We start from the raw sequence: 13990 nt of genomic DNA, 5'->3' as shown, positions 1-13990 counted from the left end.
GGGGATGAGTTTGGCCGTTAGTATTGATCAAACCGATCAGCAAAATGGACATCGTCCGTCAGTAGATACCCTTTTCGAGTCTGTAAGTGAAATTGAGAATTATGAAAAAATCGCTGTCATTATGACTGGCATGGGAATGGATGGAGCCAATGGGCTTATTCAATTAAAGAAAACAGGTCTAACCATGGCAATAGCAGAATCACAGGAAACATCCATCGTTTTTGGGATGCCCAAGGCAGCAATTGCAACCGGATGTATTAATAAAGTAGTAGATGTAGAGCAAATTGCAAGTGTGATAAACAGCTATTGTTAATCTGAAAGGTGTGGAATGCTATGGATATGAATCAGTATTTAGAAGTATTTATTGAAGAAAGTAAAGAACACCTTCAAATGTGTAGTGAGCACTTACTTGAACTGGAAAAACAGCCGAAAGATCTTTCGATTGTTAATGAAATTTTTCGTTCTGCCCACACGTTAAAAGGAATGTCAGCTACGATGGGATACGAGGATCTAGCTAATTTAACTCACAAAATGGAGAATGTTCTAGATGCCATTCGTAATCAAAAAACAGAACTTACACCAGTTATTTTTGATGTGATTTTTCAAGCTGTAGATGACCTAGAAGCGATGGTCATGTCGATTGCTGACGGTGGTGATGGAAAACGTAACGTTAAACAAGTGGTTGAGAAGCTTGAAATGATTGAAAAAGGTGAATTACCAACAAGTAACATTACTACTGAATCGATGACAATTATTAATGAAGGAATGCAGGAGCAGGAAACGATTTATGACGAGTTTGAATTGACTGTCCTTCAGCAATCAGAGGATCAGGGCTTTACGTCACATGAATTGACGATTACTTTAAATAAAGATTGTTTATTAAAAGGCGCTCGTGTATATATGGTGTTTGAAATACTTGAAAAAGCAGGAGAAATTATAAAAGCAACACCACCTGTCGATCAACTTGAAGAAGAAAGATTTGATCATAGTTTTACAGTGACGGTAGTAACCAAAGAAAGTAAAGAAGACCTTCAAAAGAAAATTATGAAAGTTTCTGAAATTGAGAGCGTACTAGTAAAACAGCTTAATCTGCAAGAAATACGACAAGTTGCAGCCCAGCAAGAAGAAGCAAGCACAAAAGAAATAAATCTTGTGCATCAACGGGAAGAGGCAGGGACCGAAAGAGACCAAAAGAAAGAAAAAAGTGGTAAACCGGCAGGTAATAAAACCATTAGAGTAAATATCGAGCGCTTGGATACATTGTTAAACTTATTCGAAGAACTTGTTATCGATAGAGGTCGGCTTGAACAAATTTCAAAAGAGCTGGACAATCAAGAACTGCATGAGAGTGTTGAACGGATGTCTAGAGTTACCGGAGACCTGCAGAATATCATATTAAATATGAGAATGGTACCGGTCGATACCGTATTTAATAGATTTCCGAAAATGATCCGTCAGCTGGCAAGAGATCTCAATAAGAAAGTGAACCTTGAGATAGTCGGAGCGGATACAGAATTAGATCGAACGGTAATTGATGAAATAGGTGACCCGCTTGTCCATCTACTTCGAAATGCAATTGATCATGGCATAGAAACACCCGAACAGCGTTTAGGAAAAGGGAAGCCCGAGGAAGGGACGATTTTCTTAAAAGCCTATCATAGCGGCAACCATGTCTTTATTGAAATTAAAGATGATGGGGCTGGAATTAAACGAAAACAGGTTGAAGCTAAGGCAATTAAAAATGGGATTCTGACTATTCAGCAGGCAGAAATGATGACAGATAAGCAGATATACGAGTTAATTTTTGCTTCGGGCTTTTCTACTGCAGAGAAAATATCTGACGTCTCTGGAAGAGGCGTTGGTTTAGATGTGGTTAAAAATACGATTTCAGCTCTTGGCGGATCCGTAACCATTGATTCCATTGAAGAAGCAGGATCGACATTTTTAATTCAACTTCCTCTGACGTTATCGATTATTTCCGTTATGCTGATTGAAATACAAAATGAAAAGTTTGCTGTCCCGTTAACCTCAATAATCGAAACAGCTATTATAAAAAATACAGACATTTTACACGCACATAATCAGCAGGTTATCGACTTTAGAGGAAAAGTACTTCCGCTGCTTTTCTTAAAAGATATCTTAGAAGTTCCCACTGTGAAAGAAGAAGATGAGTTTTATTCAGTAGTGATCGTCAGAAAAGGGGACAAGCTGGCTGGGTTAGTGGTTGATTCATTTATCGGCCAACAAGAAATCGTTTTGAAATCTCTTGGAGAGTACTTAACCTCAGCATTTGCTATTTCAGGTGCTACCATTTTAGGTGATGGAAAAGTCGCGTTGATTATTGATTGTAACGCGTTAATTATGTAACGAACCAAGAGTTAATTATCCACGAGTACAGGGTGATTGATTTTCTCATTTTGCTGAGACGAATGCCGTAACCTGGCAGAGGAGGACTATGAATGATAGAGCAAATTGAACAAGAAGAAATGAAAATAATTGTATTTCAATTAAAAGATAAAGAATATGCCCTGCCTGTAAATCATGTTAAGGCTATTGAAAAAATTATTCATATTACTAGAGTTCCAAAGACTGTTCCTTTTATAAAGGGTGTTATAAATCTTCGAGGAGTAATTATTCCTATTATTGATTTGCGAATCCGGTTTGCGATTGATGATCAGGTCTATACCGAACAGACAAGGATTATCATCGTTACCCTTGATGAAATGGATGTAGGGTTAATTGTAGATTCAGCGAATGATGTGATTGATATTTTCATGGAAAATATTGAACCGCAGCCCGATGTAGTGGGTTCTATCGCAGATGAGTTTATTAGCGGTGTGGTTAAGCTGGATAAACGTTTGCTCATCTTATTAAATTTAGAGAAAGTGTTGAATCCGGAAGAGACCCTTCTTTCCGTCAAGGAAGGGTAATAAGATGCATTTGGAGAAAATGTCAACCTTTCAACTCGATGTTCTTCAAGAAATAGGGAATATAGGTGCTGGAAATGCGGCTACTGCCCTCTCAACCTTACTTAATAGAAAAATAGATATGAAGGTCCCAAGCGTAAGGGTCTTATCTTTTGAGGAAATGATGGAGGCTGCCGGCGGTTCGGAAACGGTAGTGGCCAGTGTCTTTCTTCGACTCGAGGGGGAAGCACCAGGAAGCATGTTTTTTATATTACCCTTGAACCAGGCAGAATTTTTTATCCACCAAGTAACAGATGAAGTGAACTTTAGTTTTACTAATCCCCCCTACTCAGAAATCGCTTTATCAGCTTTGCAAGAGGTTGGCAATATTCTATCTGGTTCCTATCTTTCAGCTCTTTCAGATTTTACCGGCCTTACCTTATTGCCATCGGTTCCTTCATTAAGTATTGATATGGTGGGTGCCACAATAAGCTACGGACTGATCGAACTTTCACAGATGGGTGACTTTGCTATTTTGATTGATACCATTCTAACTGGATCTGATACGAGTAACGAGGCAATACAGGGACATTTTTTCCTGCTGCCCGATCCAGACTCGCTTGAGATTATGTTTACTGCCTTAGGGGTATCCAGCAATGAGTGAGGTGCCGACAGTGATTAGAGTTGGAATTGCAGATATGAACCTGGTCACCTCACCGGATATCATCCGCACATGCGGGCTCGGCTCATGTGTGGGGGTAGTTATTTATGATTCAGTTAAAAAGCATGCCGGACTCGTTCACGTTATGCTTCCAGATTCATCGTTATCAAGAGCAGGTCAGCTTAATGTGGCGAAATTTGCTGACACAGCCATTGTAGAGATGGTAAAAAGATTGCAGAGAAAAGGGTCGCGGATTAGTTCTCTAAAAGCAAAAATAGCTGGCGGCGCGCAAATGTTTCAATTCTCAACAGGTGACTTAATGCGAATTGGTCCGAGGAATGTGGATGCCGTTAAAGAACAATTACATGCACTTGGAATCCCGATACTAGCTGAAGATACAGGTGGAAACAGCGGACGGACTATTGATTTTAATCCAGTAACCTGTTTTCTTACGATTCGAACAGTCAATATGGGAACCAAAGATATTTGAACTAGTCAGTTGCCTGACTCTGGTGAATAAATGAATGGTAATACCAATGAATATAAACAGTTCTCTTAAAATTACGATTTACTAACCCAAATATAGGGTATTAAGCATATATAAAGAATTGGTTATTTTTTGTTATACTAGAAATAGTTGTTGGACAACAATGAAAGCTAGCAGTTTTTTAGTGTTAGGAGGAATACCATGTCTCAACTGACTTCCGGAGAAGAGCAGTTATATTGGAAAAATTGGATCGACTGCCGTGATTCCCAAGCAGGTGACATTTTGGTGAGGAAGTATATGCCTCTTGTATCCTATCACGTTCAGAGGATTTCCGTTACCCTGCCAAAAAACGTTAGCCGGGATGATATCAGAAGCTTAGGATTAATGGGTTTATTTGATGCGCTAGAGCGATTTGACCCGACCAGAGATTTAAAATTTGATACGTATGCATCCTTCCGTATTCGTGGAGCAATTTATGACGGCCTGCGAAAAGAAGACTGGCTTCCTCGCAGTGCTAGAGAAAAAGCAAAGAAAATAGAAGCAGTGGTTGAAAAGTTAGAGCAGCAGCATATGCGTAACATTTCACCTAAGGAGATTGCGCAAACCTTAGATATCTCTGAAGAAGAAGTATATAGTTCGATGAATGAACACTTTTTTGCCAATGTTCTCTCTATGGATGAAAGTCCGCAGGAAAACGAAGAAAAAGAAGGAAATGGATATCATATCAAAGATATCAAAGCAGTCCTTCCCGACGAACAGCTGGAAAAGAAGGAATTATATCAAGAACTAGCTAAAATCATCGAAACGTTAAATGAAAAGGAACAACTCGTACTTCAATTGTTTTATAAGGAAGAATTAACATTAACCGAAATTGGTCACGTTATGGGTCTTTCTACCTCAAGAATTTCACAGATTCATTCTAAGTCCATATTTAAGCTGCGAACGATTATGAAAAATCATGAACAATAAGTAAACTATAGATAAGGATTGGTCGTCATGAGCCTGAGAGTTTTGGAATTACAAACAGCCCTGCCTAGAACCTTAGATGCAGGGAAAATCCAAGAACAGATGCAAAGACAAAGCCAAATTCTTAATGATCATGCGGTAGTGGAGGTACATAAGGAAGAAAAAAGAAAGCAAACAACTGTGATTAGCCAGGAAGGTTTGCGCGAAGCGGCCTTTTACGAAAAGGAGTCAAGCAAAGACGCTCATCTTTATACCTCCAAAAAACGAAAAAAGGTTCCACAGGAAGAGGTTAATGCTGATCACCCATATAAAGGGAAAAGTATCGATTATTCCGGATAAAGAGGGGTATTATGTCAGCACTTATTATATTTGTTCTCTTTTTAATTAATATCCTCACGATTTTCGCAGTTATTGTTTTGTATGTTAGACAAGGCAATTTTGCGAAACTTGAAAAACAGCAGCAATCCATTATTTCTGAAATGGAAGATGTTCTTGCTGCCCATCTGATCGAGATGCAAGCAGAAAATAATGAACTAATCCAGCATGTCCAGCGTATAAGTAAACAAGCAAGTAAGGAACAGGGTGAGCGGGCTGTCAATTTAGCAAAGAGTGAATCAAAAGCCGCTGCTTCCCCTTTGCAAGAATCAGTCAGGACTCTGTCCAACACTCGAAATCCTTACCAGACTGCAACACCCTTGGATTCTCTCGAATTGCCAGTAACTATTCAAGATAAACTGGAGCTTTCACAGTATTCTGGAAAGGGTACAGAGAATGATTCTACGTTACCGGAAAAAGAGGAAAGCTTTCGTGAGACCTTGGATAAAGAAATCAAAAACAATAACCAAGCTCCTTTGAGTCTTGTTGAAGAAGTTGTCCAGTTATCTAATACAGGTCATTCAATAGAAGAAATTGCGAGAACCTTGAGAAAAGGGAAGACAGAAATTGAACTGCTATTAAGATTCAATGAAAAAGTAAATAAATAACTTGCTTCTAAAATACAGATATGCTATATTATGAATTGGTGTTAATACACACGTTCCGTGATTTATGCAGATGGTGCTGTTAAAACAGTTTCTGTATAGAAATGATCGGCACGGAGGAGAAACAAAACCACTTAGGAGGAACTATTAAATGTCAGTAATTTCTATGAAACAACTGCTTGAAGCTGGAGTACACTTCGGTCACCAAACACGTCGCTGGAACCCAAAAATGAAGAAATATATCTTCACTGAGCGTAACGGCATTTACATTATCGATCTTCAAAAAACTGTGAAGATGGTTGATGTAGCATATAACTTCGTTAAAGATATCGCTGCTAACGGAGGAACTGTTCTTTTCGTTGGTACTAAAAAGCAAGCTCAAGAATCTGTTAAAGATGAAGCTATCCGTTCTGGTATGTTCTATGTTAACCAACGTTGGTTGGGCGGAACGCTTACAAACTTTGAAACAATTCAAAAGCGTATTAAGCGTCTAAAAGATATCGAAAAAATGGAAGAGAACGGAACGTTTGAAGTTCTTCCTAAAAAAGAAGTTATTCAACTTAAAAAAGAATTAGAACGCCTTGAAAAATTCTTAGGCGGAATTAAAGATATGAAGAGCATTCCTGATGCTATTTTCGTTATCGATCCTCGTAAAGAGCGTATTGCTGTAGCAGAAGCACATAAATTGAACATTCCACTTGTTGGTATTGTTGATACTAACTGTGATCCGGATGAAATTGATGTAATCATTCCTGCGAATGATGATGCAATCCGTGCAGTTAAGCTTTTGACTGGTAAAATGGCTGATGCAATCTTAGAAGCTAAACAAGGTGAAGAAACAGCAGCAGAAACAACTACTGCTTAATCATTTCTACCAAAAAAAAGGTGATAAGAGGATAATGCCTTTTATCACCTTTTTTTGGCTAATGATTACCTGCCATATAACGGGCAGACGTAATTCACATCCAATTTTGTGATTACATTTTAGTTACATATAAATGAGGAGGATTTTAAAGATGGCTATTTCAGCTCAGTTAGTAAAAGAACTTCGTGAAAAAACAGGTGCAGGGATGATGGACTGCAAAAAAGCATTAGTAGAAACAGATGGAGATATGGAAAAAGCAATTGATTTCCTTCGTGAAAAAGGAATTGCTAAAGCAGCGAATAAAGGAGATCGTATTGCTGCTGAAGGATTAACCTCTATTCTTGTAAAAGGAAATGAAGCAGTTATCCTTGAAGTGAATTCTGAAACTGACTTTGTTGCTAAAAACGAAGGTTTCCAAACGCTTGTTAAAGAGCTTGCTGAATTCCTTCTTGCAGAAAAACCTGCAAGTGTTGAAGCAGCGCTTGAGTCTACTTTAGCTAATGGTGCTAAAGTAAATGACCATATCAATGCAGCTGTTGCAAAAATTGGTGAAAAATTAACACTTCGTCGTTTTGTTGTTATGACAAAAACAGACAGCGATTCATTTGGCGCATACCTTCATATGGGCGGAAGAATCAGTGTGCTATCTGTTATTGAAGGTTCAACAGATGAAGAGGCAGCAAAAGACGTTTCAATGCACATCGCTGCTATTAAACCATCTTATGTATCACGTGACCAAGTGGATGCAAGTGAACTTGAGCGTGAGCGTGAAGTGTTAACACAACAGGCATTAAACGAAGGAAAACCAGAAAAAATTGTTGCGAAAATGGTTGAAGGCCGTATTAACAAATTCTATGAAGAAATTTGTGTTAATGAACAAGCATTCGTTAAAAATCCCGATGTAAAAGTTGGCGCATTCGTTGAATCTAAAGGCGGAAAAATCCGTGAATTCGTACGTTTTGAAGTTGGCGAAGGAATCGAAAAACGCCAAGAAAACTTTGCAGAAGAAGTTATGAACCAAGTTAAAAAGGACTAATTGACTAACATGTTTGAATAGGGGGCACATTAGTGTTCCCTATTTTTTGAACAACCAGGGCCAGACCCGCAAAGAGCGGGATAAAAGATTACATAGTTGGAGGTTCACATGAGCTCTAAATATAAACGTGTCGTATTAAAACTAAGCGGCGAAGCACTTGCCGGTGAAGAAGGTTTTGGAATCAATCCTTCTATCATTAAATCAATTGCACAACAAGTCAAAGAAATTGCAGAATTAGATGTAGAGGTTGCTGTTGTCGTAGGCGGCGGAAACATTTGGCGCGGGAAAATCGGCAGTGAAATGGGAATGGACCGGGCTAATGCTGATTATATGGGCATGCTGGCGACAGTTATGAACTCACTCGCTCTGCAAGACAGTCTAGACCAGCTTGGTATTGAAACACGTGTTCAAACTTCTATCGAAATGAGACAGGTAGCAGAACCTTATATTAGACGCCGGGCTATAAGACATCTTGAGAAAAAGCGAGTGGTTATATTCGCTGCCGGAACTGGTAATCCTTACTTCTCCACAGATACAACTGCAGCTCTTCGCGCAGCTGAAATTGAAGCCGATGTTATTTTAATGGCTAAAAACAATGTTGATGGTGTCTACAGCGCTGATCCAAGTAAAGATAAGAATGCTGTTAAATACGATGAGCTTTCTTATCTTGATGTATTAAAAGAAGGTCTTGAAGTGATGGATTCAACTGCATCTTCACTTTGTATGGACAATGATATCCCATTAATCGTGTTTTCACTCATGGAAGAGGGAAATATTAAACGTGTCGTTCTAGGTGAAACCATTGGAACGATCGTAAGGGGGAAATAATATGCCAAAACAAATAATTGCCAACACTAAAACAAAAATGGAAAAAGCTATTGGAGCTTATACTCGTGAGTTAGCTAGTATCCGTACTGGCCGTGCGAATGCTTCTCTTCTTGATAGAATCAGCGTCGATTATTATGGTGCACCAACTCCGATTAACCAAGTGGCGGGTGTATCTGTTCCAGAAGCACGACTTTTGGTTATTCAGCCGTATGATAAGACGATCTTAGGCGATATTGAAAAAGCCATTCTTAAATCTGATTTAGGATTAAATCCTTCTAATGATGGATCGATTATCCGTATTGGAATTCCTGCTTTAACTGAGGAACGTCGTAAAGATTTAGTTAAAGTGGCGCGTAAAGAATCAGAAGAAGCAAAAATTGCGATTAGAAATGTACGTCGTGATGCCAATGATGATCTTAAAAAGCTTGAGAAAAGCAGTCAAATTACTGAAGATGAGTTGAGAACTTATTCAGAAGAAGTACAAAAAATGACAGATAGTCATATCAGTAAGATTGATGACATAACAAAAGATAAAGAAAAAGAAATTATGGACGTGTAACTGAACAATTCCTTCTAAATAAGGGCTGGATGCTAAAGAATGGAAAAGAGCCAGGATGGTTTTAAGATGCCAAAATAGGCGAAAGGATACTTCCCTTTCGTTTTTCAGGTATCATACATCATGAAGCTCTTTCCATTGATTTAGATCCGGCCTTTTTAGGTTAGAATTCCTTATTAATTACAGGTTGACTGTGATGAAGTTGACATATTTCGTCTGTTGTGAGATTTTTTTTCATCATAATAATAGGATAAGGCAAATTTTTTTGTTATTATTATATGGATTCTGTAATTCTTTTTACATAATACAGAGAATTAGAAAATATGGTTGAGATAGAGTACAACTTAATGGGGGACACTAGCATGTATTCACTATGGAAGCGTTGGTGTAAAAAGGATGCTTCTTCTGCTTTAGACCAAAGAATTATGGATATAAAAAAGTGCGAGGTGCCGCAGCATATAGCCATTATTATGGATGGAAATGGTCGTTGGGCGAAGAAACGAGCACTTCCGAGAATTGCCGGACATCACGAAGGCATGAAAACAGTAAAAAAAGTGACGAAGCTGGCCAATCAATTAGGTGTAAAAACCCTAAGTGTTTATGCCTTTTCCACTGAAAATTGGAAGCGACCAAAAAAGGAAGTAGACTTTTTAATGAAATTGCCTCAAGAATTTCTCGGGACGTTTCTTCCAGAACTTATTTCTGAAAACGTTCGAGTAGAGATGATCGGTGATAAAGATTCACTTCCTGCTCATACAATTGCAGCTGTAGAGAAAGCAATGGATGAGACCAAGGATAATACCGGAATGGTACTCAATTTTGCTTTGAATTACGGAAGCCGGGCCGAAATACTTGCCGCAGTTAATAAGGCGGCACAGGATATTAAGTCTGGAAGCATTGAATCTGATATCACTGAAGAGGTATTTAATCGTTACTTAATGACGGATAAATTATCAGATCCGGATTTATTAATCCGAACAAGCGGTGAAATCCGATTAAGTAATTTTATGCTTTGGCAGTTGGCTTATTCTGAACTCTGGTTTACAGATGTACTTTGGCCTGACTTTAAAGATGAGCAATTAGTAGAAGCGATTGAAGTATATCAAAAGCGTTCTCGCCGCTTTGGCGGTGTGTAGTTTAGAAGGTGAGGAAATAACTAGTTATGAAACAACGAATTATCACGGCTGTTATAGCAGCAGCAGTATTTCTGCCAATTATCATAGCAGGCGGTCTGCCGCTTTTAGCATTAGTTTATTTAATGGCCACTATCGGTTTATATGAATTAATCAGAATGAAAAAAACACCTCTATTTTCTGTTCCTTCGGTGATTTCCTTTATTCTATTATGGATTCTCATCCTTCCAGCTGATGGTGAGATCATGAACTATCTGACTTCTAATGGATACGATAAAGGCCAAATGGTTTTAATCGGAATCTTGTTGTATTTAATTTCTTCAGTATTAACGAAAAATAAATTTACCTTCGATGATGCGGGATTTATGGTTATTTCGGTTTTATATGTCGGAATGGGCTTTTATTATTTATTCGTAACACGTGAATTGGGAGTTATGTATATATTCCTTGCCCTCTTTACCATCTGGGCTACTGATTCCGGTGCGTATTTTATCGGTAAGTCGTTTGGGAAAAACAAACTGTGGCCGACAATTAGTCCTAATAAAACCGTTGAAGGCTTTGTTGGTGGAATTATCTCGGCCCTTGTTGTAGGTGTGCTGTTCTTATTATTTACGGACATGAGCGCTGTCAAATTGTTGACAATGAGTATTGTTATAGCTATTTTCGGACAGTTGGGCGATCTTGTACAGTCGGCATATAAACGTCATTATGGGGTCAAAGATTCAGGTAAAATTCTGCCGGGTCACGGAGGCATACTTGATAGGTTCGACAGCTTACTCTTTATCCTGCCGATCCTGCATTTTTTACATTTCTTATAAAAAAGTTCTATTAGGGGTATTGAAATACGTATCATTAATTGGACATCATTTTGGTCAGGAGATGAACAGGAATTGAAATATATTAGCCTTTTAGGTGCAACAGGATCAATAGGGAAGCAAACGGCAGCGGTTGTCAGAGAGCATCCTCAAGATTTCAAGATTGTTGCTTTATCTGCCGGCAGAAATATTGATTTAGTAAGAGAATACATTCTTGAATTTAAGCCGGAGCTTGTTTCAGTCCAAGAAAAAAGTGATTATGATCAGTTAAAGAGTGAATTTTCAAAAGAGGGAATTACCTTCACATATGGTGATGAAGGATTGGTTGAAACGGCTGTATATCATCGTGCGGATGTACTTGTAAATGCAGTAATTGGCAGTGTTGGATTATTTCCAACTCTCGAAGCGATTAAAGCGGGAAAAGACATTGCGATTGCCAATAAAGAAACATTAGTAACGGCAGGTCATCTTGTTATGGATGCGGCTAAACAAGCTGGTATCAGCCTTCTTCCGGTTGATAGTGAGCATTCTGCAATCTTTCAAGCACTTCAGGGTGAGCAGGAAAAAAATATTGAAAGATTGATTATTACCGCTTCGGGTGGCAGTTTCAGAGATCGAACACGTGAACAGCTCGCTGGAGTCACGGTTGAAGAAGCGCTGAATCATCCGAATTGGTCAATGGGTGCGAAGATTACTATTGATTCAGCAACGATGATGAACAAGGGGCTTGAAGTCATTGAGGCTCACTGGTTGTTTGATTTACCTTATGAACAAATAGATGTGCTTCTACATAAAGAAAGCATTATCCATTCAATGGTTGAATTTCATGATTCCAGTGTGATGGCCCAGCTGGGCAGCCCAGATATGCGGGTACCGATCCAATATGCTTTAACCTACCCTGATCGTCTGCCTCTTGCGTCAAGCAACCGGCTGAATCTTGCGAAGCTTGGATTGCTTCATTTTGCTGAGATGGATTTTGATCGTTATCCATGTTTGCGTTTTGCCTATGAAGCAGGTAAAATAGGCGGCACAATGCCAACTGTGATGAATGCCGCGAACGAAGTAGCTGCAGCTGCTTTTCTTGATGGAAAGGTAACTTTCTTAGGAATCGAAACGCTGATTGAAAAGGCAATGAATCATCATACGGTGATAGCTGTCCCAGATTTAGCAACAATTCAAGAAGTGGATGAAAGTACCCGTCAGTTGGTCCATACACTAGTAAAAGAGAGGTGAGAAACTCGTGCTGACCGTTCAAACAATAGTAGCCTTTATTGTGATCTTTGGGTCACTTGTCTTTTTTCATGAGCTTGGTCATTTAGTATTTGCGAAGCGTGCAGGAATACTCTGCCGTGAATTTGCTATAGGTTTTGGTCCTAAAGTATTTACTTACAAAAAAAATGAAACGGTTTATACCATCCGGTTACTCCCGCTTGGCGGTTATGTCCGTATGGCTGGTGAAGATGCTGAAAACCCAGAACTCAAACCAGGGTATCGGGTTGGCTTGCTATTCAATTCAGAAGAAATTGTAACAAAGATTGTCCTCGACAATAAGGACAAATATCCGGATTTACGGGTGATTGAAGTAGAAGCAGCCGATCTTGAACATAAACTGATCATTCAGGGTTATGAAGAAGGCGAAGAAGATACACTTCAAACGTTCAAAATAGTTGAAGATGCAGTGGTAGTGAGTGAGGGAGTAGAGAATCAAATTGCTCCATTCGAGCGTCAATTTAACTCGAAGTCATTAGGCCACCGGACGATGACCATTTTTGCTGGTCCTATGATGAACTTTGTCTTAGCTTTTGTCATCTTTGTCATTATCGGTTTATTTCAAGGAGTGGCTGTGGATGAACCACGTCTTGGGGAGTTGACCGCAGACGGTTCAGCCATCACATCTGGTTTGAAAAATGGTGATGAAATTCAAAGTATTGACGGCAATGAAGTTTCAAGCTGGCAGGATGTGCAGGAAGCCATCCAGAAAAATCCTGGTAAAGAAATTGAATTTGTTGTTGAGCGTGGGAATAAAACAGAAGAAATTTTAGTTGTTCCACAAGAAGTTGATCGTGAAGGAGAAAAAGTCGGCGTAATTGGAGTCTATCCTCCTGTAGAGAAGTCTCCAATTAATGCTTTCAAATATGGGTTTACAGAAACTTATTTTTGGACAAAGCAGATCTTTGTTATTCTTGGTTCTCTAATTACTGGAGGGTTCTCGCTTGATGCGTTATCTGGTCCGGTTGGCATTTATAAGTCAACGGAGGAAGTCGCTAAATCAGGAATCTTTTACTTAATGAAGTGGGCAGGATTGCTAAGTATTAACCTAGGAATTATGAATCTACTCCCGCTGCCTGCACTTGATGGCGGAAGATTGCTGTTCTTCTTGGTAGAATTCTTACGAGGGAAGCCGATTGATCGCCAAAAAGAAGGCCTTGTCCACTTTGTCGGCTTTGCTTTATTAATGCTCTTAATGATTTTGGTAACCTGGAACGATATTCAACGCTTTTTCCTCTAGTATAGGAGGGAAAGTAAAATCAGCCAGCTGAGACAATCTCGGCTGGCTTGTTTTTTCGCTGCTTCAGCTTTTCTTATCTTGATATCTCATGTATAATTGGACGATAAGCAAGATAAGGAAAATGCAATCAGCGCTAAGGTTATAGCGCTTTTGTTTTGATGCTTTTTAATATATGTAATTGAAGAGGTGCAAAGATGAAACAAACGATGACATTGATCCCAANATTAAGAGAAACACCAGCAGATGCT

The 13990-nt window shown here is 39.0% G+C and carries 16 protein-coding genes; all 16 read left to right on the top strand.

Features of this window, described 5'->3' with window-relative positions; translation table 11 throughout:
* Positions 1 to 313, top strand: a 313-nt coding sequence (locus tag WYK_RS03885) for a chemotaxis protein CheB (protein WP_328286262.1), incomplete at its 5' end; no start/stop codon positions are given.
* 20 nt (positions 314 to 333) lie between these two features.
* Positions 334 to 2367, top strand: coding sequence for a chemotaxis protein CheA (locus tag WYK_RS03880; protein ID WP_040373289.1), 2034 nt, complete (start codon positions 334 to 336; stop codon positions 2365 to 2367).
* A gap of 92 nt (positions 2368 to 2459) precedes the next feature.
* The gene (locus tag WYK_RS03875; RefSeq protein WP_040373288.1) at positions 2460 to 2930 is read left to right on the top strand and encodes a chemotaxis protein CheW; all 471 of its coding nucleotides are present in this window, start codon (positions 2460 to 2462) and stop codon (positions 2928 to 2930) included.
* Positions 2931 to 2934: 4 nt separating this feature from the next.
* Complete coding sequence (locus tag WYK_RS03870; RefSeq protein WP_040373287.1) at positions 2935 to 3570, top strand: chemotaxis protein CheC; 636 nt, start codon at positions 2935 to 2937, stop codon at positions 3568 to 3570.
* Positions 3563 to 4057 (top strand): chemotaxis protein CheD, encoded by a 495-nt coding sequence (locus tag WYK_RS03865; RefSeq protein ID WP_040373286.1) that lies wholly within the window; start codon positions 3563 to 3565, stop codon positions 4055 to 4057. The genes WYK_RS03870 and WYK_RS03865 overlap by 8 nt, the downstream gene beginning before the upstream one ends.
* Before the next feature lie 198 nt (positions 4058 to 4255).
* Entirely contained in the window at positions 4256 to 5023 is a 768-nt protein-coding gene (locus WYK_RS03860; RefSeq protein WP_040373285.1) for a FliA/WhiG family RNA polymerase sigma factor, read from the top strand.
* Positions 5024 to 5050: 27 nt separating this feature from the next.
* On the top strand, positions 5051 to 5359 hold the full coding sequence (locus WYK_RS03855) for a hypothetical protein (protein WP_040373284.1): 309 nt from the start codon (positions 5051 to 5053) through the stop codon (positions 5357 to 5359).
* A gap of 11 nt (positions 5360 to 5370) precedes the next feature.
* Positions 5371 to 6003: a hypothetical protein gene (locus WYK_RS03850; protein ID WP_040373283.1), complete on the top strand. Its 633-nt coding sequence runs from the start codon at positions 5371 to 5373 to the stop codon at positions 6001 to 6003.
* Between the two features lie 148 nt (positions 6004 to 6151).
* Positions 6152 to 6865, top strand: a complete 714-nt coding sequence (gene rpsB, locus WYK_RS03845; protein ID WP_040373282.1) for a 30S ribosomal protein S2 — start codon at positions 6152 to 6154, stop codon at positions 6863 to 6865.
* Positions 6866 to 7016: 151 nt separating this feature from the next.
* Positions 7017 to 7901, top strand: a complete 885-nt coding sequence (gene tsf / locus WYK_RS03840) for a translation elongation factor Ts (RefSeq protein ID WP_040373281.1) — start codon at positions 7017 to 7019, stop codon at positions 7899 to 7901.
* Between the two features lie 108 nt (positions 7902 to 8009).
* Positions 8010 to 8729: a UMP kinase gene (gene pyrH, locus WYK_RS03835; protein ID WP_040373280.1), complete on the top strand. Its 720-nt coding sequence runs from the start codon at positions 8010 to 8012 to the stop codon at positions 8727 to 8729.
* A gap of 1 nt (position 8730) precedes the next feature.
* A complete protein-coding gene (frr, locus tag WYK_RS03830) occupies positions 8731 to 9288 on the top strand; it encodes a ribosome recycling factor (RefSeq protein ID WP_040373279.1) in 558 nt (185 codons plus the stop codon).
* Between the two features lie 359 nt (positions 9289 to 9647).
* Positions 9648 to 10421, top strand: coding sequence for an isoprenyl transferase (locus WYK_RS03825; protein ID WP_040373278.1), 774 nt, complete (start codon positions 9648 to 9650; stop codon positions 10419 to 10421).
* Between the two features lie 26 nt (positions 10422 to 10447).
* Complete coding sequence (locus WYK_RS03820) at positions 10448 to 11236, top strand: phosphatidate cytidylyltransferase (protein ID WP_040373277.1); 789 nt, start codon at positions 10448 to 10450, stop codon at positions 11234 to 11236.
* A 72-nt stretch (positions 11237 to 11308) separates the two neighbouring features.
* Positions 11309 to 12466: a 1-deoxy-D-xylulose-5-phosphate reductoisomerase gene (gene dxr, locus WYK_RS03815; protein WP_040373276.1), complete on the top strand. Its 1158-nt coding sequence runs from the start codon at positions 11309 to 11311 to the stop codon at positions 12464 to 12466.
* Between the two features lie 7 nt (positions 12467 to 12473).
* Entirely contained in the window at positions 12474 to 13742 is a 1269-nt protein-coding gene (gene rseP / locus WYK_RS03810; RefSeq protein WP_040373275.1) for an RIP metalloprotease RseP, read from the top strand.
* Positions 13743 to 13990: the final 248 nt, after the last annotated feature.

Source organism: Peribacillus psychrosaccharolyticus ATCC 23296, from assembly GCF_000305495.1.
Lineage (GTDB): Bacteria > Bacillota > Bacilli > Bacillales > DSM-1321 > Peribacillus > Peribacillus psychrosaccharolyticus.
This window is presented reverse-complemented; position numbering and strand designations above follow the sequence as displayed.